Below are 22955 nucleotides of genomic sequence, written 5' to 3'. Positions count from 1 at the left end.
GAGAAAAGCGATGTTTTCTGCGAACCTCACAGGTCTCGACCCGAGTTCGATACAATACGTCCGATCCGCATGTTGATTGGCCAAGATTTCAAGGGTTGCGAACCCCAGGGGGGGATGGCGGTCGCTTCCGGTTCGCATCAGACGATCAGGAGATCGTCGGGATCCTCGGACGGCTTTGCTCCGACATGCTCGACCCGGCGGCGCCATTCGCGGCCGAGAAAGTAGAAGCGGAGGCTGTCCGTCTCCAAGTCGATGGCCTCCAGGAGGTGGGCGCGCATCCGTGTCCACCGCGCCGGATCGACCTCGCATTCAAAAACGGAGAACTGCACTCGCTGGCCGTTATCCTCGCAAATGCGGGCGACGCGACGCAACCGTTTCGCACCGCCATCCTTGGCGACCGACACATCGTATGTGATCAGAACCAGCATGTCACCAGACCCATGCGGGATACCCGTCCATATCGCCCCGCAGGCTTCGCGCCAGAAGCTGGGCTTGGATCTGCGCGACGAGACCGAGGGGCACGCGTTCATCGAGCCAAGCATGGCGCAACTCTACGCGCTTGCGGTCGTGATAGGCCTGCAGGACCGTGCGCCGCCCGTCCTCGGTTAGCAACACGGCGCCGGTCTCTTGCATCTCGAAGCTGCGGGCGGACAACTGACGCCGGTTGATCAGCGACAGCGCTACGCGGTCGGCCAGCGCGGCGCGCAGCTCCTCCATCATATCGAGCGCCAGGGACATGCGGCCGGGCCGGTCGCGATGCAGGAACCCCATCTGCGGATCGAGCCCGTGCGCTTCGCAGGCCGCACGGGTGTCAAGCGCCACCAGCGCATAGAGGAACGACAGGACGGCATTGACGGCATCGCGGGGTGGGCGCCGGTTGCGACCCTCGAAGGCAAAGACAGGATCGTCGACGCGGACAAGATACCCGAAGACCGACCAATAGGCATGCCCTGCCTCTCCCTCTTGCCCGCGCAGCCTGTCGAGATCCGGCGCGTCCAGGGCCAGCCGGGCCGCGTCGGCCAGCCGTCTCTGTGCGATATCGACCGCGTCCGCCCCAAGGCTGTCGGGATAGTCCCGCAAGTGGCGGCGCAGGACGGCACGCTGGTTGGCGATCTTGGCCGTGGCGATAGCCTGGGCCACCGGAAGCGCCGCCTCCGGGTCAGCAGTGGCGCGATGCTGCGCGCGCCGCAGCAGGATATTGCCGGATTGCGGGCCCTCGATCCGCGCCATCAGCTTGCCGGAATAGCCGAGCCAGGCCATCGAGATCCCCGACTGGGCCGCAAAGTGCATCACGTCGGGCGAGGCCGAGGTTTCACCGAAAAGCACGATCTGCCCCAGCAGATGCGCGGGGCTGCGCTTGACCACCCTACCATCGATCTCCACCGCGACGGTCTCGCCGTCCTTGCGCAGCCGCGCACCTTCGGTCGCGACATAGAGCGTATTGAGCAGGCGCTTCATTCCGGGGTTCCCGCCCGCACCAACCGCCGGGCCATCCAGCCCGAAGTGACGCGCGGCGCCTGCGGACGGCAGAGCCCGTTCAGCGAGCAGCTCTCGCATCGGCTTGGATCGTATACCGGGGCCGGCAGATCGCCTGCCGCCATCGCCGATCGTGCCTCGGATGCGACGCGTGAGGTCAGCGCGCGCAGATCGGCATCAAAGACCACGCCCTGTCGGCGGCGGCGCGCGCCGTAGAACAAGGCACCCTTGGGCACCTCCTGCCCCGTCAGCTCCTCGAGGCAGATTGCCTGGGCACAGAGCTGCACTTCGTCCGCGCGATGCGCCTTTGGGCGGCCGCGCTTGTATTCGACCGGAAACGGGTGCGTTCCATGCATCTCGACCACATCGGCGACGCCGTGAACGCAAAGCCGGGAAGACGCGATCTGGACGGAGCGCAAGACGCGCATGCCTTCCCGGCTCTCCGGGATGCCCGCATCCGCCCGCTCGTGCAGGACGCGCCCTTCTGCGGTCAACCGGTTCTCCTCCCACAGGCGCTCCACATGGATCAACGCGCATTGACGCGGGCAGAACAGCCAGTGCTGCAGCGCCGAGAGAGGAAGGCTGTCGCCGCTCACCAGGGCTCGACCAGCGTCACTCCCTGCGGCAGGTCGGTGTCGTCCACCTCAACCCGATAATCCGCGAAGGATCGCGCGGGCGGCCAGTTGTGACTGCGCGCGTCGCCCACCGGCACGGCGTCGCCGCCATTGACGCGGCTGACGGTGACGCGTTCGAACAGCCGATGCGCCTGCGCATTGCCCAGATCGCTGTCGTGGCGGAAGACGATCAGGCGACGGGCAGCCATCATCCCGCGTGCGGCGGAACGGTCGAGGTCCAGCATGTCCCGAAGGCCGGTCCAGAGCAGTGACAGGTCATCTTCCGTGAAGCCCGTCCGCTGCGCCAGCTTGGCGTTGACGAAGCCGTGCACGCGATAGAGCCCGTAAGGGACAACCGCCTTGCGGCCCATCGTCCGCTCCTTGTCGCGGTCCTTCTCGTTGGTGACCGAGGATCGGGTGATCGACACCTCCAGCGGCATGATCGGCTCTTCGGAGCGTGCAAAGGACAATTGCACCGGGCCGCGAACCTGACCGGCATTCACGCCCGTGGACATGACCGCGCCGAAGGTCCGGATGTCCCAGAAGTTCGTGCACATCCAGTCGGTGAGCTTGCGCGCCTCGGCATCCGCCTTGGGCAGCCTAGAATAGTCGCCCGTCTTCTGCGGCTCCACTCCCGTTGCTTCCCATGCCTCCTGATGGGCTTCGTTCAGCACCGCACGCTCAGTGAAATAGATGCGGTGCGGTGCGATGTTCCCGTGTGCCTCGGCCACGTAGTTGCGCAGCTTCCGCTTGATCGAGACGTCGGACATCAGGCCCTGGTTCGTCTCGGGGTCCATCCGCGGCATGTTTCCCGCGTCGGGGTCGCCGTTGGGATTGCCGTTTTCGACGTCGAGGAACAGCATGAAGTCATAGCGGTTCGTCAGGCCGACTTTCCCGGCCGCGCCCCGCTCCATGTTCGCCTGTTCGGTCATGCGTCCTCTCTTTCGTCGTCCGTTTCGATCAGCGCATCGGCCGCGTCCTCGGCCTTGGCGTAGAAGGCCGAGATTTGGTGGTAGAAGCCGATGAAGAACCGTCCCTGCGCCTCAAGCGGCAGGCTGGCGGGCATCCCTCCCGCCAGCCTGCCCATGATCGCGGCCACCGCCCTGTCGGCCTTGACCCCTGCCCCTGCCTTCTGCCCGCCGGCTTTACGCAGGCTTGACAGGTTGTGCTCGTAGCCCCGCATCAGCACCGGAAAGACCCGGGCTGGCGTGGCCGAGGCCGCGCCCATGTATTTCTGCCGCAGCCCCGCACCGCGTTCCTGATAGCTCTTCTCGGCATAGGTATAGGCTCCGAAGAGCCGCCCCAGCAGATACGCGGTGTCGCGCGCGTCCTCGTCCAGCGCCATCGGCACCTCCTGTTTGTAATTCCGCCGAAGCACGGCGGCGATCGACGCGGCCCTTCGGCCATCCACGTTGCCGTGGCGGGTGCGGTCGGGCGCGCCCTCCACTCGGATGCGTCCCATGACCGCGGCGAGCCACGTCGCCGGATAGCGCCCACCCGTCAGGATCGCGCGCATCAGGTCGCCGCCCAGCCCCGCAGGGATGTTGCCCGCATCCCGCTGCGCCGCTACGTCGTAGAGCAGCGCCCAAGGCTTCGGCGGCAGTTCCCCCCCGCCCTTCGTGAAAGGCGACGGCGCAATCGCCATGTCTGTCCAGAACCGCGTGACGGCTTGGGCGAAATCACCCAGCGTGCTCGGGTGCCAATACCGTACCGCCAGACGTGCCGCGTTGGGTGCGAGGCCCAGCACGAAAAGCCTGGCCTGCGGATCCACCGTCTCGTCCGCCCGTTTCCGGCCCTCCGCCACAGCACGGACCCGTGCCGCCAACTCGCGCTCTGCGGCAGCATCGTCAGTGCCCGACATGAAAGTGTCGAACCAATTCTCGGCCTCGGGCTGATCCGCCCAGAACGCCACCGTGTCGCCGCCGATCCGCAGATTGTTCCCCGATCCTTTCGCCAGCAGCGCGTTCAGCGCCGTGCCGTAAGCGAAGGCGGCCGCTTCGGAGACGGGCGCGTTGTCGCCCTTCTCTTTCCCGTGGGAGGTCTCGGCGGAATTGTTGAATGAGACGAGCCGCGCTCCGGAGGACTGCGCTCCCATCACTCCCTTGATAGCAGGGTGCGACTCCCTGATATGTCCCAGCCTTCCGGTCACGAGACACATCACATCGCCGTCGCTAGCCGTGGTGAGCAGCGCCCGGGCTTCGGGCAATTCATGGATGAATGTTCCGTCACCCACGCGGAACACCAGATTCTGGCCGACAAGCGCAGCGGCGTCCGAGTAGTTGGCGAACCGCTCTGGCACCCAAGTTTCACAGAACATACGCAATGCACCGAGCGCGGCATCTTTCGCGCCTTTCAAAAGCTCGAGATGCGCCGTCTTGAAGGCCTCGTGCTCGGCGGCTGTCCGCTTTCCCTGTCCCGGTCCGTCGTCCGTCTGCGCTATCCCAAGCGAATAGGCAGTCTTGTCCCAGAACGTCGCGGGCTTGATACCCGATGTGCGATTTACGGTCGGCACCGACATCGCGCGCGCTTGCATTTTTCCCTTTGGGTCCGGTGCCATCAACGATCGGATATCCTGAACCGAGCCATCCTCGGCAAGCACGACCACACCACCGATCCTTTCGGTCGAGAAGCCCGGCCTGGGCCACTCCCGTACCTCCGCGCGCGCCTCGTAGAGCGCCGCAAGCTCCTGCAGGATCGTCACGTCATTCGCCCTTCAGCCAGGCAGCGGGCGACGTCGATCATGCCATCCTCCATCCGCGCGCGGTAGAAGACCGAGGTGCGATCATTCGCATAGTCGATGTCGTGCAGCATCCAGCCCAGGTCGCGGTCTTCGGCGATGGCCTCAGGGATCGCCTCGACCAATTCGAAATCCGCAGGGAACTCCCGCACACCGAGGCAGGGCTGATGGAAACACTGCCCCCGGGCCGCCCGTCTCCGGAACATCTCGGCATGCTTTCCCGGGTTGTCCTCCGGTCCGGCGCGTCCGGTCATCTCGAAATGCGCCTCAATCCCGTAAGCCACGTCGGCCAGACACAGCATGGCGCGCTGCTGGCGATCCTCATCCACGGCCAGCGCCAGCCCGTCCAGATCGCCCGACTTCATCGCGGATCGCGCCTTTCCCGCCGGAATCTTCGAGGCGACCTCGTTGCGCCGGATTGTCTCGAACCGGATGGGCCGCAGCACGTGCAAGCGGTCGACCACCCAGCGAATGGCGGGCTTCCAATGGATCGCCTCGAGGATGCCGCGCGCGGCAGACGGCGTGATCACGTCGTAGGAGACCCGCTCCACCTTCATTTCGGGCCGCGTGAAACAGGCGTTGCGCCCACGGACCAACAGCTTGATTCCGGAGGCGGTCACGCGGATGAAATGGTGAGGGAATTGAAAATCATATTAAATCCTATGCCAATGCCGCGAAGCTGGTCAACATTTTAAAGTGGCAATCAGAATTGAAATTCCTCAAAAAACCCATCCACCCTCACCTTCGCCACTCAGCCCGGCCTGCGCGTCATACAGGTCGCTGGTTTGCAACACCGCGAACTGCTCCTCGAATTGATCCGCTTCCCACCAGGCAAGATGCCCTCCCTTCCACAATTCGGTCCATAGCTTCCAGGGCACATTCACGGCATGGGGCTGAACCGCCTTCGCCACCGTCGCGACTGAGCGAAACCGGAGATCCTCCAGGGCATTTGCGGAAATGCCCCAGTCTCCGTCCCGCACGATAACCGTCCGCTCGCCGCTGGGAATGATGCGAAACGCCTCCTCGATCTGTTCATAGGGACAGGCCGGGCCATTCCGCCGGATCGCCTGCAGAAGTCCTCCTATGCCGCCGACCTCCACCGCATCCAGCGCGTCGGGGCCGTATTCATCCCACAGCTGCCGGAAATAGGATGCCACCGCATCCTCGCCGATCGGGTCGTCGTGCCGTTCGGCCAGCACCGCTCGCCCGATCTGTGCGAATTGCTCGACCGCCGGAGGGGCGGGATGCTCAGGCCGGAATATCTCGACAAGACCCTGCGCCAGCTTGCCCTCTCGGTTGCACCGCCCCGCCGCCTGTGCCACCGAGTCGATGCCCGCCGCCGCCCGCAGCACCAGAGGGAAGTCTACGTCCACCCCCGCCTCGATCAGCGAGGTCGAGACCAGCCGCACCGGGGCCTCGCTTTTTAATCGGTCGCGAACCTTGTCCAGGACCGCACGCCTGTGGGCCGGAACCATCAGTGTCGACAAATGCGCCGCGCCCGGCATATCCACGACCGCGTCGAACAGCGCCCGCGCCTGCATCCGGTTGTCGACGATACACAGCACTCGCTCAGCCCCACGCAACCGGTCGGCCAGCGCCAGATCGTCCATCGCGCCCACGTCCCGCACCTCGACGCGCTTCAACGCGGCGAACAGCTTCGCCGGGTCCGGCGCAATTTCCCGCGCGCCCTCCAATGCCTCACCCGCCGGGAAGCCCCCGGCTTTCGTCAGCGCCGGCTGTGTCGCCGTCGACAGGACCACGCTGGCGTCATAGCCCTCAATCAGCTCGCGCAAAGCCGCCAGGCATGGCCGCAGCAGGGGCAACGGCATCGTCTGGGCCTCGTCAAGCACGATGACCGAACGTGCCAGGCTAGGCAGCTTGCGGCACCGCTTCTTGCGCGCGGCGTGCAGGCTCTCGAAGAACTGCACGGCCGTCGTGACCACGACGGGCACATCCCATGAGGCGCCCATAACACGACGCTGCTCTTCCTCCGCTTCGTCTTCGCCGTCCCAATCGGCATTGGAATGGTGCTCCAGCACTGCGTTTGCGCCAAGTACCTGTCGGAACACGTCCGCCGTCTGCTCGATGATCGAGGTATAGGGGATCACGTAGATCAGTCGCCGCAACCCGTGGGCGAGCGCGTGGTCCAGTCCGAACCCCAGCGATGTCAACGTCTTGCCGCCCCCCGTGGGCACCGTCAGCGTGAACAGCCCGGGCGCTTTGGGCGCTACACCCCGCGCATGGGCCAGTACCCGGCTGCGTAGGTCGTTGACCGGGCCATCGCCCGCTTTTCCGGCCATATACGTATTGAAGGCGTCGCGCATTGCCTCGGACACCTCGCCCGGCGCACGATCCTCACCCCCGGCATAGAATGCCCCCGTCTCGCGATCATCGGCGTCGCACAACGCGCCGTAAAGCATTCGAACCAGGAACTGCAGCCGGTAGGGTGCGAGGCTCTTCTCCTCACGCAGCCGTCCCGGCGGGTCAAGCGTCGCGAGGTGGCACCAGGCGGGGAAAGGAACGTCTTCAGCCGCTTCGATACGCGCCTTCAGCCGATCAGGATCGGGCAGGCGCCCGTGATGACCCGCGATGATGCCCGCAAGAGTTCCGGAGAACCCTCCTGCCTTTGCCAGCACGCGCGCACCCTCACCCGAATGACTGGCATCGTTGCATTCTCCATCCAGTTTGCGCTGAAATGCAGGCTTCGCCTTGCCGAGATCGTGAAGTAGTCCGAGCAGCCAAGCGTATTCCCCGCCGCCAAACACATCTGCTCGCAACCGCGCGGCTCGTGCGACGCGAAGTGAGTGAGCTTCAAGCGTCTCCCAGTCGGATCGGGGACAACCTTCGCGGGAATGCGCATAAAACATTTGGCGTGAGTGTCCATCAAGGACGCGGTGTGTCAATTGCGCAATGCCCGTCACGCCCCACTAGTTAACACTATGATCCAGTCCGTTAATCTGGGCTCTCCGAAGCGGCCGTTCGTCCCGGTCGCGGCGATCGGCAGCTCCGAGCCCATTGCGGAAGTGCCAAATTCTCGCTGCGCGCGCTCGCGGCGGAATTTTCGCTGTGGCGCGGCAAATCTTCATGCCGCATCGCAGCTGTGGATCCGGTCGTTCGTGAGACGCGCAGCGAAATCCTCGAGAGCAGCGACCGCACCGCGGACCGTTCTGCCGTTCGCCGCACATGGCCAATCTTCACTGCGGCCGCGAAAACCATCGGCAGGGACGGTGTTGAGCTGCCATTGCGCCACGCAATGGCAACCCTTGTTGTCAGCTCGCGTCCTTGAACTCGGTGTATTCGCCGCGAATCTGGATGGTCACGGTGGACGCCGCGTCGTCGCGGTTGCGCCAGAACCAGCCGTGCTCGCCGTCGAATTCGGCGACGATCTCGCCCTCGTCACCGGCGGAGCCGCGGCCCTTTTCGTAAGTCACGGACTCGCCGCCACCATGGCCGTGGAGGTCGAAGTTCACCCGGCCGCCGTCGACCAGCATGCGGTATTGGGCGGTCTGACCTCCTTCCATCACGAGCTTCCACTCGGCGGTGTCGCCGGGCTCGAGCGTGAACGTGGTCTCGTCGCGCCAGGTCTCCGCTTCCTGCGCGTGTGCGGCGCCCACGAAGAGGCCGAAGACGTCGTTCAGCAGGCTCGACTGCTCGCCGGCGGCCTGGTCCACCTCCCGGTCGGCCTCGGCCTCCTCGGCGAGCTGGGTCTTGAGCTCGCCCATCTCGGTCAGGCCGAGAACGCCACCGATCCGGGTCGGGTCGATGCCGTATTCGGCGGGCAGGACCACCGTCACGAGGACCGCCACGTCGGAGACCCCGGCGATGGCGGTGGAGCGGATCAGCTGGGCCGAGCTCGGCAGCTCGTCGAGGCTGGGTTTCTGTGCGTTGAACATGCTGAATATCTCCCTTTACGCGGCCGCGAAGAGGCCGGTGATTTGGTAGCCCGTGAGGATGAAACCCATGGACATCATGATGACGTTGGCGGTGTAGGCCTGGGCGAAGAAGTTCGGGGACTTCCGCCAGAAGCCCATGACGATGAGAATCACGGCGAGCGCCATGAGCTGGCCGATTTCGACGCCGACGTTGAACGCCAGAAGGTTGGCCAGCAGCCCCTCCGAGGCGATGTCATAATCGAGGATCTTGGTGGCGAGGCCCGTGCCGTGGAAAAAGCCGAAGATCAGCGTCGCGGCCTTGGTGTTCGGCTGGAACCCGAACCAGCGCTGGTAGGCGCCGAGGTTGTCGAGCGCTTTGTAGACGACCGACAGCCCGATGATGGCGTCGATGATGTAGGCGTTGATGCCCCAGCCGAACCAGACGCCGAGCAGCATCGTGGTCGAGTGGCCGATGGCGAAGAGGCTCACATAGATGCCGACGTCCTTCATCTTGTAGAGAAAGAACACGACGCCGAGCAGGAACAGGATGTGGTCGTATCCGGTCACCATGTGCTTGGCGCCGAGATACAGGAAGGGGATGATGTTCACCCCCCAGATCTCCTGGATGTAGCCCGCGTCACCCTCGGTGACGTTGTGGGCCAGGGCGTGCCCGGCGCTCAGCAGGAGCGCGGATAGCGTGAGCAGGGACAGGATTGCGAGCCGGCGTGCGCCGGGATCGCCCCATCCCCGATGGGATGTGGTCATGGATGGTCTCCGCGTGGATTTGCGTGATCGATAAGTCTGCTCCCTCAGGAAGCACCCCTCGATCAGGCGCGCGGAGGTCGCTCGATGCGGAACTTGGCCGATGGCCCGTCGGCGGCCGGCCTGAGCCGCCACGCTGACCTGTAGCCCTCGAATGGATGTGAAATGAAATCCGGGGTCAGGACGGCCTGGCTGTGGTCGTGATCGGCGCTGTCGTGACTGTGCCCGTGCATCGCCCAGGCGAGGTCTTCCTCGAGCCCGTGAGAGTGCCCGTGCTCGGCGATCATCTCCATGTGCTCCTCGAGCGTCTCGAAGATCATCGGAGCGTGGGACGTCGCAGGCATGACGGACCATACCACCACCGCGACGCAGAGAAGCCCCGCGAACGCGTGCTGTCCGACTGTCCGGATCGAAATCATCGGTCCTGCCTGTTCCCTCGCCTGGTGCAGCGTGTTTCCCGCTGCCTTGCTTTATCCTCCCCTGGGGGATAACATATCCCTATGTCAGACCCCCATGTCCACGCAAGTCATCCCGCCCTGATCGTCCGGCTGAAACGCGCCGACGGGCACCTGCGCTCGGTCATCGAAATGCTCGAGACCGGCAAGCCCTGCCTGGACATCGCGCAGCAGCTCCAGGCCGTCGAGAAGGCCGTGACGAACGCCAAGCGGGCGCTGATCCACGAACACGTCGACCACTGCCTCGACGCCGAAGGCTCGGACACCGATCGGGCTGAACTCAAGGCGATCTCCCGCTACCTCTGAGGGCATCATGCTGTCCATCCTCGGCCACCACACCTACCGGCACCTCTTCCTCGCGCAAGTCGTGGCCCTTCTCGGCACCGGCCTTGCGACCGTGGCGCTCGGGCTTCTGGCCTACGATCTCGCCGGTGAGCGGGCCGGGCTTGTGCTCGGCACCGTCTTCACGATCAAAATGGTGGCCTATGTCGGCATCGCGCCGATCGCCGGTGCCTTTGCAGACCGCGTGCCGCGCCGGGCGATGCTGGTGGCGCTGGACCTTGTGCGGGCCGGCGCAGCGCTCTGCCTGCCCTTCGTCACCGAGATCTGGCAGGTCTATGTCCTGATCTTCCTGCTGCAATCGGCTTCCGCCGCGTTCACGCCCACCTTCCAGGCGACGATCCCGGACGTGTTGCCGGAAGAGGACCGCTACACGCGCGCGCTGTCTCTGTCGCGCTTGGCCTACGACCTCGAGAACATCGTCAGCCCGACCCTCGCCGGTCTCCTGCTCGTGGTGATGTCCTACAACGCATTGTTCCTGGGCACGGTCGTGGGGTTCGTCGCCTCTGCGATGCTGGTCATCTCAGTCCTGCTTCCGAGCCCAAAAGCCTCGGAACCGCGCGGCATCTACGATCGCTCCACTCGCGGTATCCGTATTTACCTCGCAACGCCGCGCCTGCGTGGGCTTCTCGCGCTGAACCTCGCGGCCGCGGCGGGCGGAGCGATGGTCCTGGTGAACACCGTCGTTCTCGTTCGGGGTGAGCTGGGGCTCGGAGAGAGCGCGCTGGCATGGACCATGGGCGCATTCGGAGCGGGGTCGATGCTGGCCGCGCTCGGCCTACCGCGCCTCCTGGACCGGACCTCCGACAGACCCGTCATGCTCGCGGGGGCGGCACTGTTGGAAGTGATACTCGTTCTCCTCGCCGTGACGATTCTTGGGATTGGACTTTCCTGGCCGCTCCTTATCGCGGCTTGGCTCATTGCCGGCATCGGCTATTCGGCGGTGCTGACGCCCTCGGGTCGCCTGCTGCGCCGGTCCGCCCATCCAGAGGACCGGCCCGCCGTCTTCGCCGCGCAATTCGCGCTCTCCCACGCCTGCTGGCTGGTCACCTACCCTCTCGCCGGGCTGCTGATGACATGGGCCGGCGCACCGGTAGCCCTGTTCGGCCTTGGTTTGCTGGCCGCCTTCGGTATCGCAGCCGCGGTGCGCCTGTGGCCTGCCGGAGATCCCGAGGCAATGCACCATCGGCATGATGATCTGCCGGACGACCATCCCCATCTTGCGGAGCACGGGGGCCCGCATCGCCACGTCCATGCCGTGGTGATCGATCGCCTGCATCCCGAATGGCCGGCGTGAGTCGCCGGACTTCTTGACACAATTGTTCGGTCAGCCGAAGTTGGTGGTATCGGGCCCGCGACCGCCCCACGAGGCGCCAGCCGAAGATCGCGTTCCATGACCCTTTGAGAAGGAGGAACGCAGATGCCTGCGCCCAATGCCATATCGCCGGATATGCTCGCTCGCCTCACATCGGCACTCCGAAAGGCCCCGTGCTTTTGGATGTCCGGCCAGACGAAGTTCGGAAGTGTGGCGACTTGCATTACGACGCGGGTTTCTAGCCCTTACTGTCTTGCCGAGATGGCCGCGCGACGTGATCGCGCGGCCAGGTCGATCAGCTCGAGGAGGCTTCGAGCCACTGTTTCATGTACTCGATTTCTTCATGCTGGACCTCGATGATCTCCTCAGCGAGACGTCGCATATCGGCGTCCTGCCCGTGGTCGAGAACCACCCGCGCCATGTCGATGGCCGCCTGATGATGAGCGATCATACCGCAGGCAAAGGCAATATCGGGATCTTCCTGCATCATGCCCTGCCGCATGGCGGGCATGGTCAGAAGCATCCTTTGCATGTTCTCGCGGACGTGATCGGGCATCATGCCGTCGTGTTCGTCTCCGACGCTCATGCCCATGTCGTGATCCGGGCCGTGATCCATCATGTCGTGCCACGTTTCCGTATCGCTCATCTCCGATACCGGCATGTCGGAGCATTGCTCCGGCAGTTCGAACATGTCCTCATCCTGCGCCAACGCGGGGGCGGCGAGGGCGAGGAAGAGCAAAGCGCTCGTGGCGAAGGTCGTTTGGGTTTTCATCATGTTATCTCCTGTGGGAATGAAGTCTGGGTCTCCTGCAGAAGATGCCGAGGCGGAGGGTGCTGGACCTCCGCGATCATGCCGGGCCGATTGGGGGCCGTGCTCGAATGGTGGAGTACCTTGGCCCCTTCTGTGGGGGCGCCCCGGTTCTCCACGATCAGGTCGGGGTGGCAGAAGGATGCCACGCAATCGCCGAAGAGCGCGTCACAAATCTCGCAAGGCTCGGGTGTCCCGGTGCGGCCGGTTTCATCGGGCGAGTGGCCTCCATGATCCGACGCGTGGGCGGGAACGCCGATCGCGCCTCCCATGACCACGTCATGCGCCGGTGCCAACGATCCCGCCAGGATCATCGCGCCCAAGAGCATGATGGAAAGGCACCGAGCCAGCATCGTCATGATGCAGGTCCGGCGGAATACGCTCTCCGACGGGAGCCGGTCGAGCCCCCGGCGCCGTCACTGATCGTCGCGATCATCATCGTCGTCACCGTCTTGGATCGAGGGGGCGGACGCAGCCGGGTCCGGCGACCTGTTACATGGGCATAGTGGTGCCGGTCAGGACATTCACTATCATCCAAATTCCCATGGCCATCATGACGAGGTTCTCGGTCAGAGAGATGAAGCCGAGCGGCACGTTCGATCCGCCGCCGACACAGGCGCATTTCAGCTCGCGCTTGTCGATATAGACGGCCTTGATCACGCTGATCGCCCCGATCGTACCGATAAACAGGCCCACGGGGGCCACGGCCCAGATCAGAGGCGAGGCGGTGCCGATGAGGGCAGCCATACCGACTCCCGCATAGAGCTCGAGAAAGGGGTAGGCATAGCCGTAGGGGACGTAACGCTGCGCCAGCAGGTCGTAGCCCAAGAAGCCGCTCACGAAGCCCCCCACATCCTGCAGCTTCTGCACGGCGAGGGCGACCATCGAGGTGGCGAAGAACCACATCAGCCACGTCAGGGCCGGGAAACCATCATAGAGGTTTGCGATGATTGCTGCAGAAAGCAGTGCCATCGAGCCGAAGATTGCGATCACCGGCGCATAGGTCGTGTCGTCCTTGCCGAGGACGCGGAAGCCGAACCGCTCCTTAAGCTCGCTGAACCCACCGACGCGATCCCCGTCGATCCAGGCCTGCGGTGTCGTCTGCACGCCATGAGCTTCCTTGAAGGCGTCGATCTCTGGGCGGCTCGTCAGGAGGTGATCGTCGACCTTGTATCCCTTCCATTCCAGCAGCGCTTTCGACTTCAGGCCGAAGGGACAGAGATGGCCGGGCATGGACATGCGATAGAGAGAAGCTGTCTTACCGTCGCCGCGGCTAGAGGCGCGAGCTGCTTCGGGGCTGTCGATATCGGTCGTGCTCATGGTCGAGCCTCCATATCTGTGGAAACGGGAGTTCGTAATTGCAGCTTCCCCCTATATATACCCCATAGGGGTATATTCAAGCGGAAGCACCGCGTCACGGGGCGAGACAGGAGACCGACATGAAACAGGACAAGCAGCGCACGCTCGACAGGCTGTCCCGGCTGGAAGGCCAGGTGCGTGGCGTCGCACGCATGGTCGAGGAGGATCGATACTGCGTCGACATCCTAGCTCAGACCGCGGCAGTGCGATCGGCTCTCAAGGCGGTGGAGCGGCTGGTCCTCGAGAACCACGCCAGGCACTGCGTCGAAGAGGCGATCGCCGAAGGCCCCGACGCGCAGCGCAAGAAATTCAACGAACTGATCGCCTTGCTGCAAAAGGCCCAAGGGTGAGGCCCAAGGGAGGCGTCGTCAGCGCGCCATCGCATCGTGGCGCGCGCGGATGTCGGCCGGCCACGTGGATTTGATGTAGCTCAGGACGGCGGCGATCTCCGCATCCGTCAGAACATCCTCGAAGGCGGGCATGGCGGAGGCATAGTCCGGGTCGCCGATCATCTCGCCCACCCCGTACTTGGTCAGGCGGAACAGCGTGTCCTCGTCATGGTGCCAGGTATGGCCCGTTTCGTCGTGTGGCGGTGCTGGAAGCAGGCCATCGGGCCCACGGACGCGCCAATCGGGTTGCCCTTCCAGATCAACACCGTGGCAGGCAGCACAATTTTCAGCATAAAGCTCGGCCCCGCGCGCGACGATCGAGGGATCATCGGGAAGTAGGATCGGTGGACCGGATTCTGCCGGCCCTATTGTCATGGCCAAAGCACCAACCCCAAAGCCAGCAATCGCAAGGGTGACAATCGCGGCGTATTTCATGACTCGGTCCGGTGGGCGATGCCCTTCACGGCCACCGCTCCTCCGTCCAGCATCAGACGACGCCAACGATACAACAGGTTCGGAGCCACGCCATTCCGCCGCGCAACGACCGAGATGCTGGCGCCGTCCTCCAACGTCTCCTCGACGATCCGCAGCTTCTCCGTTGCAGGCCAGCGGCGCCGACGGCCGCCATCGGTGATGATCTCTATCTCAGACATAAGCACGTGCTCAGGCATATGCCTAAGCCTCCATGACTATGCCCAAGTGTCCTGTCGAAACGGGGGCCAGTTTAGGTCTCTCAGAAGAGGAGACCGCGCCAGCAGAGCCGATCAAAACCTTGGAAAATCTATACCCGCAGTCCGGCGGACAATCTCGTTCGGCCGAAACCACTTGAACGAGACGGCCCCGTTACCGAAGCCCTAAGCTTAGCAGAGTCGGTCAAATACGCCTGCCAAACAGGGGGCATCCACACACGCCCCATCCGCTGTGATCGCGCAGACCTGAAAGCTCCCCTTCGCCAAGTCGACCGCCAGAATGCTCGTTGTCGTCGTCATCGATGTGCCCTCCACTCGGTTCCTATCGAACGGTCATGGGATACCAGATGCCGCTGGGTGGGGGCATCCACCGCATCAGTTCAGGCCAATATTGGTCGCTGATTGACACCCAGTCACGCCATATCCGGATCGAGCCAGATGGTGGGGGAACCACGCCGCTTCAGCGGATCCCAGACGCGTTTTGTTTTTGTTTTCAGCACCATTGTCGCTTCGAGAGCCCCTCCATATGCCAAGGGTTACGGGAGACCGGAAAAAGATCAATCTGAACCAATCAGAAATTTGGTGACTCGTTCTCAGGATCCGTTACGATTGGGTCGGTAGCGCAGCTCCGCTTGAAGCAATCGGGGGTCGACCACTCATGTTATCTCGCGTTGACGAGACGGTTGCTGACAACGCCGCGGCGCGCCTGCACGCATTCATAGCCGACGGCAACTATGGCGCCGGCGACCGCCTTCCCCCAGAGCGCCAGTTGATCGAATTGCTCGGTATGGGCCGCGGCACGCTTCGTCGCGCGCTCAAACAGCTCGAACGCGATGGGCTTATCTGGCGGCATGTGGGCAAGGGAACGTTCGTCGCCCGAAGACATGGCGGATGCGGTGACCTCCTCGCGAACCTCGCGCGTCAGATGACGCCGGTGCGGATGATGCGCGCGCGCCTGTGCATCGAGCCGGCGATTGCGCGCGAAGCGGCAATCAACGCTTCGCGCGAGGCGACGGCCAAGATCGACATCGCCGTCAAGCGCGCCAGGGCTGCCGCCAGCTGGGCAGAATACGAACGACAGGACGACTTCTTCCACAGGGCGGTCGCGGAAGCGACCGACAACCTCTTGCTGATCGGGCTTTTCGAAACCCTGAATCGCGTCCAGCGCGAGGTCGCTTGGAGCGCGGTCGAACGCAGCACGCCGCGGCCCCCACCAGATCACTCCAGCTTTGCCGAACACGCGACCGTGGCGCGCGCGATCGCCGCCCATGACACTGAGGCCGCGTTTCAAGGCATGCGCGCGCATCTGGGTTCGGTGTCGGCGCGCCTGTTTGGGGACGCGTGACCACGCGGCCGCATCTCCCCCGAGGTCAGGCAGTGCCTTGCCCGGCCGGGCGGATCACCGCCCATGCCCGGCTGCCGTGCTCAAGTGTCCAGAACCGACGGGTCGAACAGTTCTTCCGGATCGACCAGGCGGGGGGCAAGGTGCTGCTGGACCGAGTAGCGGCAGATCGCGGCAAGTTCGTCGCGGTTCGCGGCGACGCCGTAGCGCCAGTAATCCGGCCCGAAGCTTTTCAGCGTGCGCTCCATGCTCGCATTGAGCCAGGGCAGGCTGAGACGGTTGGAATTGCCAAGCCAGATAGCGCGCAGCTGATCGATCGCGATGTCGCGGGCGGCGACGCTGGCCGCGAACAGCTTGCGGGGCAGGGCCGGATCGGTCTCGACCAATGTCTTGCGGACAGCCAGCAGGTGCATGATCGGGAAGAAGCCCGTCCGCGCGTGATAAGCAATCTCGGCAGCCTCAAAATCGGGGATTACCCGCACGATGTCGGGGTTGCCGTCCAGAAAGGCCTGCGGCGGCTTGGGCGCCAGCACGGCGTCGATCTCGCCCGCCAGAAGCAGCTCCTGCAGGGTCTGCCCCGCTTCGATGGGCTCGACGGCCATGCCCTCGGGCAGCGCGAGAGGCAGGCGTTCGGTCCGCACGCCCGCGTCCAGCGCGCCGGTGCGCCAATGGATGTCCTCGCAATCGACGTCGAACTCGTCCTTGAGGATGCCGCGCATCCAGACCGCCGCGGTCATCTGGTATTCCGGCACACCGACCCTGCGGCCGGCGAAATCGGCGCAGGTCTCGATGCCCGCCCCCCGGCGCGCGTAGAACCCCGAGTGACGGAACGCGCGGCTGATGAAGGCCGGGACGGCGGTGTAGTCCGACCCGCCCCGCGCGATCTGCAGCAGGTAGCTAGAGACCGAAAGCTCGGTGACGTCGAACCGCGCCTCCTGGACGGCCAGCGGGAACAGCTTCGAGGTCGGGTGGATATGGCTTTCCAACTCGACGCCGGGCACTGTCACGCGCCCGTCGTGCAGCGGCAGGGTGCGGTCATGGTCCCAGGTGGCGAAACTGATCTTCATCGCGGGGCCTTTCGGTGGCGGCGGCATCGGCCGGCCCGCGGCCAGGCACGACATTCGGTTGCCAAAGACATCAATCGTTCCGGAGCGTCAAGCGTGCGCCATGCGGCGTGCGGACCGGAGCGCCGCCATCAATCATCACGGAAACAAGGAGGAGTGTGACGTGAAAGATTCCGACGTGGAGGTTCCGGCGATCCAGCTTCGGGGCGTGCGCAAGACGTTCCGACTGTCCGAGGATCGCAACGCTAAGACGGTGCTGGCGCTGGATGGCATCGACCTGACCATCCGCAAGGGCGAGTTCCTCACGATCATCGGGCCTTCGGGCTGCGGAAAGACCACGCTGCTGCGCATCATGGCGTCCCTGGAACAGCACGACGAGGGTGAAGTGATCGTCGAGGGCGAACCCGTGAGCGAACCCGGAATCCGTCGTGCGATGGTGTTCCAGACCTTCGGCCTGTTCCCGTGGAAAACGGTGATCGACAACGTCACCTTTCCGCTGACGGTGCGCAAGTTCCCCGCCGACGAGGCGCGCAACACGGCGATGAAGCACATCCGCCGCGTCGGGCTCGAGCGCTTCGTCGATGCCTACCCGCACCAGCTTTCGGGCGGGATGCAGCAGCGCGTGGGCCTGGCGCGCGCGTTGTCGACCGGCGCCGACATCCTGCTCATGGACGAGCCCTTCGGCGCGATCGACGCCCAGACCCGCGAGCTGATGCAGGAAGAGCTGCTGCGCATCTGGGACGAAGAGCGCAAGACAGTGATCTTCATCACCCACGACCTCGACGAGGCCGTGCTGCTGGCCGACCGGGTGCTTCTGATGTCGCGCGGCCCGGGAAGGGTGCGCGAGTTGATTGACGTCGATCTACCGCATCCGCGCTTCGAATACGACGTCCGTGGGCACGAGAACTTTGCCAAGGTTCGCGGCCACATCTGGCAGCAGCTGCGCAACGACTTGGTCCAGCAGCGCGAGGAGGAAGCATCGTGAAAAAGCGCAGCAAGGCGCAGGTCCGCCGCGACCAGATCGTTGGCCTCGTGATCTTCCTGTCCGTGTGGGAGATCGCGGCTCGCTTGCTCGGCAACAAGCTGGTGCTGCCTTCGGTCAGCCAGATCCTCGCTGCACTGGGGGATCTTATCGCAAGCGGCGAGCTGATCACCGCGATGGCCGAGAGCATCTGGCTGTTGATCGTCGGATTGATCGTGTCCACGATCCTGGGCTTCGTGCTGGGCGCGCTGGTGGCGCGGTCGCGCACCGCCTACTGGATGCTGAACCCCTATTTCAGCGCGCTCTTCGCGACGCCGACCATCGCGCTAGTGCCGCTGGTGCTGGTCTGGTTCGGCTTCGGCTTTCCGGGCCGCGTCATCGTGGTGGTGCTGGCGGCGGTGGTGCCGATCATGTTCTCGGTCGCATCGGGGTTGCGCGACGACCCCAAGGACCTGGTCGACGTGGCGCGTTCCTTCGGTGTGACGGGCGAATTGCAGCTGCTGTACCGCGTGCGGGTGCGCGCGGCGCTGCCGGTCCTGCTGGCGGGTCTCAGGCTCGCGGCCGGGCGCGGCGTGGTCGGCATGGCGGTGGCCGAGACCTACTTGCGGCTGGGCGGCATCGGCGGGCTGATCAAGTCCTACGGCTCGATGTTCCAGACCGACTATGTCTTCGCGTCGATCCTGCCGCTGTCGCTGCTGGGTATCGCCATCGTTTCTGTCATCGGCCGGATCGAACGCCGGCTTCACTGGACCTGAGGGGCTGACATGCTTGCCAATCTCAAGAAACCGAGCCTCTATCTGCCGCTTCTCAGCCTGGTGATCGTCTTCGGCGGCTGGGAGCTGGTGGGCCGCAGCATCAACCCGCTGCTGTTCTCGCCGCCCAGCGTCGTCGCCGCCGAGTTCGTCGAACTCTACCGGTCCGGCGTGCTGATCGAGGCGGCGCAGGTGACCATGCGCGCGCTGTTCCTGGGCTACGCGATGGCCGTTATCGTGGGCGTGCCCTTCGGCGTGGTGATGGGAGCGTTCGACCGCTTCGGCGACATCCTGCAGCCCTATCTTTACGCCATCTTCGCCACGCCGCGCGTGGTGCTCGTGCCGCTGATCGTCGTGTGGTTCGGCATCGGGTTCGAGGCGCGGCTGTTCCTGGTGTTCTTCTGGTCGGCCATCGCCATCAGCGCCAACACCGCGCAGGGCGTGCGACATGCCCGGCCCGACCTCGTAGAGGTCGCCCGGTCATTCCGGGTCACGCGCCTGCAGCTGGCGCGGCACGTGCTGATCCCCGGCGCCATCCCCTTCGTGTTGGCGGGGCTGCGGATTGGCGCCGAACGCGCCATCGTCGGCGTCATCATCGGCGAGATGTTCCTGCAGATCGTCGGGCTTGGCGGGGTGATCCAGCAGGGCTCTTCGGAGCTCGTGCCCGCGCAGATGCTTGTCGCCGTGGTCATCATAGCCTCGGCCGGAACACTGATCGTCACCGCGCTCGATATGCTCGAACGCCGGTTCCAGAACTGGAAGGGTGCCTGACCGCGCCCTTTCGTGCCGCGCCACCAAAAACGCCCCGGGCGACAGCGGCGGTCGTTCCGAACCCGGGCACCCAACGTCCCGCGTGCCGCGCACGCGGACCCGAACCGACCCATGTGGAGGAGACCACCATGACCACCAAGACCAGCTTCAAGGCGCTCGCCGCCGGAACCGCGCTGGCCGCGCTGACCGCATCCGGCGCCGCGGCCCAGGACTTCGACCTTTCCGGGACCGAGGTGACCATCGGCACCGCCCAGGCGCAGGTGCTCAATATCGGCACGCTGCGGATGATCGAGATTCTGCAAGGTTGGGGCGCCGACGTCACCCGCGTCGAGCTGCCGACGATTTCGGGCCTCGAGGCGATCATCGCCGACCGGGTCGACGTGGCCTCTCGCAGCTCGGACGAGATCCTGATCGGGCAGGCGCGTGGCGTCGACGTCGTGGCGATCGGCGCGCCGATCTCGACCATGCACTACGCGATCGTGTCGTCTCCCGGCGTGAACGAGATCGCCGACCTGGACGGCAAGGCCATCGGCACGAGCGGACCGGGCGGGTTCAACGGGATGCTATTTCGCTACATCCTGAAGCAGAACGGCCTGACCCCCGAAGAGGACGTGGCCATCGTGCCGGTTGGCGGCAGCAGCGAACGCGCCGCCGCGATCCTGGCCGGGCAGGTGCAGGCGACCGTGGTCTATATCGACAACTGGCTCGCGCTTGAGGCGCAGGGCGCCAACGCGCAGCTTCTGGGCTATGTGTCGGACATCGTGCCGGGCCTGTCGTCGCGCGCGGTCTTCGCCGAGCGCGCCTACATCGAGGAGAACGCGGAGCTCGCCTCTGCGATCGCCTGCGCCAACCTGGAGGTCAACCACTGGATCAATTCCAGCAAGGAGGACTTCGTCTCCTACACCATGGACAACGTGCGCGGCGCCAACGAAGAGGCCGTGTCGAAGTTCTACGATGTCGCGATGCAGATCGGCATGTTCCCGACCGAGCCGGCCGCACTGCTCGACACCTCAGGCTACCAGAAGCTGGCCGACCTGCTCTATGATGGTGGTGAGCTTGACACCGAGCTCGATGCCAGCGGTTTCGTCGACGCGAGCTACCTCGAGGAGGCGGCTGGAATGGGCTGCGGCACGGGCGAAATGAGCGGCTGAGGCCGGCGACTGTAGCGGACATTTCCGGGCCGGCGTCTCCGGCCCGGAGACTGCGAGTCTGCGATGACGAAGCAGACGCAACACAATCCAGGAGCTTCCCGCCCGGCGGGGGCTCGAACATTATCTTGAGATATGGCGTTATTGCACAACGCTGACGACAGAGAATTCACACCGTGAATCCACGCGGTTACCCAAGCTGCATGAGCAAGCCACCTTACGCCCGCTATCGCACGACTAACTGGTCCAGCTACAACCCGTCGCTGCGCAAGCGGGGGCTACTCCTCAAACAGCCTGATGTCAGTATTCGCTCGATGCACAAAACAGACCGTTACAATGAAATCATGGCCACGCTCCGGCACCAAGGTTCATTAACGATTGCCGAGCTAACAGGTTTGCTCAAGGTCTCGGACGAGACCGTGCGGCGCGACGTGAAGGTGCTGCAATCCCGCGGGCTTCTCGAGCGTGTCCACGGCGCCGTCCTGCTGGCCGAGCATGGCACGTAACTGGCGTTCGAGAAGCGGATGGAGGAGAACGCGGAGGCCAAGCGCGCCCTCGCAGAGGCGAGCGTGGCCGAGGCCGAGGTCGAGGACGGTGACGCCGTGATGCTCGATAACGGCACCACGACGGTCTATGTCGCACGGGCCCTACTCGCCCGGCGCAACCTCTTCGTCATCACGAACGGCACGGACATCGCGCGGACGCTCGCGCGCGGCGAGGGCAACCGGGTCCATATGCCAGGTGGGGAGATGAAGACCGACAATTGCTCCATCTTGGGCGAAGCGAGCGTCCGGGCGATGTCCGTGCCAAGCTCACGATCCTGTCGATGGGGGCGGTCCATTACGAGGGCGGCTACATGGACTACCATCTCGAAGAAGTCGAACTGGCGCGCGCGATGATGCGCCAGTCCTCCAAGGTATTGGTCGTCGCCGACGGGACGAAGTTTCACAGCCAAGCCCCAGTCAGCGTCTGCGGCTTCGAGGACGTGGGCACCTTGATCACGGACAGGGACCCGCCGGGACCGCTTGCCCGGCGGTTCGAGCAACACGACGTGCGCGTAATCACGGCCGGCTGACGCGCGAGCGGCGCCCTGTTCAGATAAAGGGCAGAGGTCCGCGTTCTAGCGCGACCGCCAGGCCGGGACTTGCTCCGGCGGTGACGGATTACAGGCGGCGCAGGACATGGACCCAGGACTTGGTGCCGCGGCCGGGCAGGTGATCGCCGTATTCCGAAGAGATCAACTCGGCCATGCCGGTTTCGATGACCTTGTCCAGCGTCTGCTGGTAGGTCGGGTCGTCCTCGATATGCTCGTTGAACGAGACGACCATGTGGCCCCCTTTGGGCAGCGCGTGCAGACACGTGGTGAGGTAGGTCGCAGGGGCCGCGCCGGGGCTGATCGCACCAACCGCGCTGATCGCCTGATAGGTGTCGGGCGGAATATCCGGCTCATGTCCCACAACGCCGACGTGAAGGTCGCGATAGACGCCCAGCTTGCGCGCCTCGTCCAGCATGCCTTCCGAGATATCGGTACCGTCGATCACGGTGTACCCCGCATCAGCCAGCGCCTTGCCCGAGAGGCCCGTGCCGCAAGCGAAATCGAGGATCGGGGCGTCCTTGGCCAAACCTGTCGCGCTCAGCGCGGCCGCACACCGGCCGGGAGTGCGGTAGTCGAGGTCCACCAATTCCTGATCGTAGCTCCGCGCCCAGTCGTCGTAATACGCACGCTGAACGTCGTCTCCCTTGAGGTCGTAGACCTCGTTCACCTTCTTTTCTGCCATGGGCAAACTGATAGCCCGGCTGTTGTGTGATGTCTATCGAGAGGGCCGCGGCCTGGCGCCTGGATTATTGGGAGCCATGCTCCCTCCCATCCTGGAGGCGTCACACGCCGAGCCGCTTAACCCTGTAGGTCGCGAACAGACTTCTACTCGGTTTTCCCCTTCTCAGGTTTCCAGACGTGGAAGCACGTCACTCGGCCAGCTACCGTTACGCCTCGGCTTCCCAACCTTTCGTTCACTGCATTTGAAGGCTCGCGGCTGCTGCGGCGATGCCTTTTCAAGTCAGAAAACGACAGCCGGACCAGT

The 22955-nt window shown here is 64.6% G+C and carries 25 protein-coding genes and 2 pseudogenes; 10 read left to right on the top strand and 17 right to left on the bottom strand.

Features of this window, described 5'->3' with window-relative positions; all coding sequences use genetic code 11:
* Nucleotides 1–137: 137 nt before the first annotated feature.
* The 10 genes from cas2 to F3H57_RS21155 form a co-directional block, all read right to left on the bottom strand.
* Nucleotides 138–428, bottom strand: coding sequence for a CRISPR-associated endonuclease Cas2 (gene cas2 / locus F3H57_RS21200; RefSeq protein WP_149758801.1), 291 nt, complete (start codon nt 426–428; stop codon nt 138–140).
* A 1-nt stretch (nt 429) separates the two neighbouring features.
* The gene (cas1c, locus tag F3H57_RS21195; protein WP_149758799.1) at nt 430–1458 is read right to left on the bottom strand and encodes a type I-C CRISPR-associated endonuclease Cas1c; all 1029 of its coding nucleotides are present in this window, start codon (nt 1456–1458) and stop codon (nt 430–432) included.
* Nucleotides 1455–2072 carry a CRISPR-associated protein Cas4 gene (cas4, locus tag F3H57_RS21190; RefSeq protein WP_223163186.1) on the bottom strand — a complete coding sequence of 206 codons (618 nt, stop codon included), beginning with the start codon at nt 2070–2072 and terminating at the stop codon, nt 1455–1457. The genes cas1c and cas4 overlap by 4 nt, the downstream gene beginning before the upstream one ends.
* Nucleotides 2069–3022, bottom strand: coding sequence for a type I-C CRISPR-associated protein Cas7/Csd2 (cas7c, locus tag F3H57_RS21185; protein WP_149758795.1), 954 nt, complete (start codon nt 3020–3022; stop codon nt 2069–2071). Before cas7c ends, cas4 begins: the two co-directional genes overlap by 4 nt.
* Nucleotides 3019–4791, bottom strand: a complete 1773-nt coding sequence (gene cas8c / locus F3H57_RS21180) for a type I-C CRISPR-associated protein Cas8c/Csd1 (protein ID WP_149758793.1) — start codon at nt 4789–4791, stop codon at nt 3019–3021. Before cas8c ends, cas7c begins: the two co-directional genes overlap by 4 nt.
* On the bottom strand, nt 4788–5447 hold the full coding sequence (cas5c, locus tag F3H57_RS21175; RefSeq protein ID WP_149758791.1) for a type I-C CRISPR-associated protein Cas5c: 660 nt from the start codon (nt 5445–5447) through the stop codon (nt 4788–4790). The genes cas8c and cas5c overlap by 4 nt, the downstream gene beginning before the upstream one ends.
* Before the next feature lie 99 nt (nt 5448–5546).
* Nucleotides 5547–7694 (bottom strand): CRISPR-associated endonuclease Cas3'', encoded by a 2148-nt coding sequence (locus F3H57_RS21170; protein ID WP_149758789.1) that lies wholly within the window; start codon nt 7692–7694, stop codon nt 5547–5549.
* Between the two features lie 402 nt (nt 7695–8096).
* The gene (locus tag F3H57_RS21165; protein ID WP_149758787.1) at nt 8097–8720 is read right to left on the bottom strand and encodes a transmembrane anchor protein; all 624 of its coding nucleotides are present in this window, start codon (nt 8718–8720) and stop codon (nt 8097–8099) included.
* A 15-nt stretch (nt 8721–8735) separates the two neighbouring features.
* Complete coding sequence (locus tag F3H57_RS21160; RefSeq protein ID WP_149758785.1) at nt 8736–9464, bottom strand: HupE/UreJ family protein; 729 nt, start codon at nt 9462–9464, stop codon at nt 8736–8738.
* Between the two features lie 62 nt (nt 9465–9526).
* Nucleotides 9527–9805, bottom strand: a complete 279-nt coding sequence (locus F3H57_RS21155) for a hypothetical protein (protein WP_223163185.1) — start codon at nt 9803–9805, stop codon at nt 9527–9529.
* A 156-nt stretch (nt 9806–9961) separates the two neighbouring features.
* On the opposite strand from F3H57_RS21155, the gene F3H57_RS21150 reads away from it, so the two are divergent.
* The gene (locus F3H57_RS21150; RefSeq protein ID WP_149758781.1) at nt 9962–10222 is read left to right on the top strand and encodes a metal-sensing transcriptional repressor; all 261 of its coding nucleotides are present in this window, start codon (nt 9962–9964) and stop codon (nt 10220–10222) included.
* Nucleotides 10223–10229: 7 nt separating this feature from the next.
* Nucleotides 10230–11552, top strand: a complete 1323-nt coding sequence (locus F3H57_RS21145) for an MFS transporter (RefSeq protein ID WP_149758779.1) — start codon at nt 10230–10232, stop codon at nt 11550–11552.
* A gap of 313 nt (nt 11553–11865) precedes the next feature.
* On the opposite strand, the gene copM is transcribed toward F3H57_RS21145, so the two are convergent.
* The 3 genes from copM to F3H57_RS21130 all read right to left on the bottom strand — a co-directional run bounded on the left by copM (nt 11866) and on the right by F3H57_RS21130 (nt 13698).
* Entirely contained in the window at nt 11866–12345 is a 480-nt protein-coding gene (gene copM, locus F3H57_RS21140; protein WP_149758777.1) for a CopM family metallochaperone, read from the bottom strand.
* Nucleotides 12342–12737 carry a hypothetical protein gene (locus F3H57_RS21135; RefSeq protein WP_149758775.1) on the bottom strand — a complete coding sequence of 132 codons (396 nt, stop codon included), beginning with the start codon at nt 12735–12737 and terminating at the stop codon, nt 12342–12344. Before F3H57_RS21135 ends, copM begins: the two co-directional genes overlap by 4 nt.
* A 133-nt stretch (nt 12738–12870) precedes the next feature.
* The gene (locus tag F3H57_RS21130) at nt 12871–13698 is read right to left on the bottom strand and encodes a MauE/DoxX family redox-associated membrane protein (RefSeq protein WP_149758773.1); all 828 of its coding nucleotides are present in this window, start codon (nt 13696–13698) and stop codon (nt 12871–12873) included.
* Nucleotides 13699–13817: 119 nt separating this feature from the next.
* On the opposite strand from F3H57_RS21130, the gene F3H57_RS21125 reads away from it, so the two are divergent.
* Entirely contained in the window at nt 13818–14087 is a 270-nt protein-coding gene (locus tag F3H57_RS21125) for a metal-sensitive transcriptional regulator (protein WP_149758771.1), read from the top strand.
* 18 nt (nt 14088–14105) lie between these two features.
* Here F3H57_RS21125 and F3H57_RS21120 read toward each other — a convergent pair whose 3' ends face one another.
* Together F3H57_RS21120 and F3H57_RS21115 are read right to left on the bottom strand one after the other, a co-directional pair.
* Nucleotides 14106–14561: a c-type cytochrome gene (locus tag F3H57_RS21120; RefSeq protein WP_149758769.1), complete on the bottom strand. Its 456-nt coding sequence runs from the start codon at nt 14559–14561 to the stop codon at nt 14106–14108.
* A 26-nt stretch (nt 14562–14587) separates the two neighbouring features.
* Nucleotides 14588–14797, bottom strand: a pseudogene (locus tag F3H57_RS21115) (transposase); the annotation flags it as partial.
* A 676-nt stretch (nt 14798–15473) separates the two neighbouring features.
* Here F3H57_RS21115 and F3H57_RS21110 point away from each other — a divergent pair.
* Nucleotides 15474–16160: a FadR/GntR family transcriptional regulator gene (locus F3H57_RS21110; protein WP_149758767.1), complete on the top strand. Its 687-nt coding sequence runs from the start codon at nt 15474–15476 to the stop codon at nt 16158–16160.
* An 80-nt stretch (nt 16161–16240) separates the two neighbouring features.
* On the opposite strand, the gene F3H57_RS21105 is transcribed toward F3H57_RS21110, so the two are convergent.
* A complete protein-coding gene (locus tag F3H57_RS21105) occupies nt 16241–17224 on the bottom strand; it encodes a substrate-binding domain-containing protein (protein WP_149758765.1) in 984 nt (327 codons plus the stop codon).
* On the opposite strand from F3H57_RS21105, the gene F3H57_RS21100 reads away from it, so the two are divergent.
* From F3H57_RS21100 to F3H57_RS21075, 6 genes and pseudogenes are all read left to right on the top strand, one after another.
* On the top strand, nt 17205–18206 hold the full coding sequence (locus F3H57_RS21100) for an ABC transporter ATP-binding protein (protein WP_223163184.1): 1002 nt from the start codon (nt 17205–17207) through the stop codon (nt 18204–18206). The two genes, F3H57_RS21105 and F3H57_RS21100, sit on opposite strands and share 20 nt — an antisense overlap.
* Entirely contained in the window at nt 18203–18958 is a 756-nt protein-coding gene (locus F3H57_RS21095; protein ID WP_149758764.1) for an ABC transporter permease, read from the top strand. The genes F3H57_RS21100 and F3H57_RS21095 overlap by 4 nt, the downstream gene beginning before the upstream one ends.
* Before the next feature lie 9 nt (nt 18959–18967).
* Nucleotides 18968–19726 (top strand): ABC transporter permease, encoded by a 759-nt coding sequence (locus F3H57_RS21090; protein ID WP_149758762.1) that lies wholly within the window; start codon nt 18968–18970, stop codon nt 19724–19726.
* 128 nt (nt 19727–19854) lie between these two features.
* Nucleotides 19855–20877 carry an ABC transporter substrate-binding protein gene (locus F3H57_RS21085; protein ID WP_149758760.1) on the top strand — a complete coding sequence of 341 codons (1023 nt, stop codon included), beginning with the start codon at nt 19855–19857 and terminating at the stop codon, nt 20875–20877.
* Between the two features lie 311 nt (nt 20878–21188).
* Nucleotides 21189–21380, top strand: a complete 192-nt coding sequence (locus tag F3H57_RS22675) for a DeoR family transcriptional regulator (protein ID WP_223163191.1) — start codon at nt 21189–21191, stop codon at nt 21378–21380.
* A gap of 18 nt (nt 21381–21398) precedes the next feature.
* Nucleotides 21399–21949: pseudogene (locus F3H57_RS21075) on the top strand (DeoR/GlpR family DNA-binding transcription regulator).
* A gap of 88 nt (nt 21950–22037) precedes the next feature.
* On the opposite strand, the gene F3H57_RS21065 reads toward F3H57_RS21075, so the two are convergent.
* Complete coding sequence (locus F3H57_RS21065; protein WP_149758753.1) at nt 22038–22652, bottom strand: class I SAM-dependent DNA methyltransferase; 615 nt, start codon at nt 22650–22652, stop codon at nt 22038–22040.
* Between the last annotated feature and the right edge of the window lie 303 nt (nt 22653–22955).

This window comes from Roseivivax sediminis, assembly GCF_900112685.1.
Taxonomy (GTDB): Bacteria; Pseudomonadota; Alphaproteobacteria; order Rhodobacterales; family Rhodobacteraceae; genus Roseivivax; species Roseivivax sediminis.
This window is presented reverse-complemented; position numbering and strand designations above follow the sequence as displayed.

Bases quoted from the DNA above. Each gene is read 5' to 3' on its own strand.
- cas2 (WP_149758801.1), bottom strand. From the start codon at position 428: ATGCTGGTTCTGATCACATACGATGTGTCGGTCGCCAAGGATGGCGGT.
- cas1c (WP_149758799.1), bottom strand. From the start codon at position 1,458: ATGAAGCGCCTGCTCAATACGCTCTATGTCGCGACCGAAGGTGCGCGG.
- cas7c (WP_149758795.1), bottom strand. From the start codon at position 3,022: ATGACCGAACAGGCGAACATGGAGCGGGGCGCGGCCGGGAAAGTCGGC.
- F3H57_RS21170 (WP_149758789.1), bottom strand. From the start codon at position 7,694: ATGTTTTATGCGCATTCCCGCGAAGGTTGTCCCCGATCCGACTGGGAG.
- F3H57_RS21165 (WP_149758787.1), bottom strand. From the start codon at position 8,720: ATGTTCAACGCACAGAAACCCAGCCTCGACGAGCTGCCGAGCTCGGCC.
- F3H57_RS21160 (WP_149758785.1), bottom strand. From the start codon at position 9,464: ATGACCACATCCCATCGGGGATGGGGCGATCCCGGCGCACGCCGGCTC.
- F3H57_RS21155 (WP_223163185.1), bottom strand. From the start codon at position 9,805: ATGCCTGCGACGTCCCACGCTCCGATGATCTTCGAGACGCTCGAGGAG.
- F3H57_RS21150 (WP_149758781.1), top strand. From the start codon at position 9,962: ATGTCAGACCCCCATGTCCACGCAAGTCATCCCGCCCTGATCGTCCGG.
- F3H57_RS21145 (WP_149758779.1), top strand. From the start codon at position 10,230: ATGCTGTCCATCCTCGGCCACCACACCTACCGGCACCTCTTCCTCGCG.
- copM (WP_149758777.1), bottom strand. From the start codon at position 12,345: ATGATGAAAACCCAAACGACCTTCGCCACGAGCGCTTTGCTCTTCCTC.
- F3H57_RS21135 (WP_149758775.1), bottom strand. From the start codon at position 12,737: ATGACGATGCTGGCTCGGTGCCTTTCCATCATGCTCTTGGGCGCGATG.
- F3H57_RS21130 (WP_149758773.1), bottom strand. From the start codon at position 13,698: ATGAGCACGACCGATATCGACAGCCCCGAAGCAGCTCGCGCCTCTAGC.
- F3H57_RS21125 (WP_149758771.1), top strand. From the start codon at position 13,818: ATGAAACAGGACAAGCAGCGCACGCTCGACAGGCTGTCCCGGCTGGAA.
- F3H57_RS21120 (WP_149758769.1), bottom strand. From the start codon at position 14,561: ATGAAATACGCCGCGATTGTCACCCTTGCGATTGCTGGCTTTGGGGTT.
- F3H57_RS21110 (WP_149758767.1), top strand. From the start codon at position 15,474: ATGTTATCTCGCGTTGACGAGACGGTTGCTGACAACGCCGCGGCGCGC.
- F3H57_RS21105 (WP_149758765.1), bottom strand. From the start codon at position 17,224: ATGAAGATCAGTTTCGCCACCTGGGACCATGACCGCACCCTGCCGCTG.
- F3H57_RS21090 (WP_149758762.1), top strand. From the start codon at position 18,968: ATGCTTGCCAATCTCAAGAAACCGAGCCTCTATCTGCCGCTTCTCAGC.
- F3H57_RS21085 (WP_149758760.1), top strand. From the start codon at position 19,855: ATGACCACCAAGACCAGCTTCAAGGCGCTCGCCGCCGGAACCGCGCTG.
- F3H57_RS22675 (WP_223163191.1), top strand. From the start codon at position 21,189: ATGCACAAAACAGACCGTTACAATGAAATCATGGCCACGCTCCGGCAC.
- F3H57_RS21065 (WP_149758753.1), bottom strand. From the start codon at position 22,652: ATGGCAGAAAAGAAGGTGAACGAGGTCTACGACCTCAAGGGAGACGAC.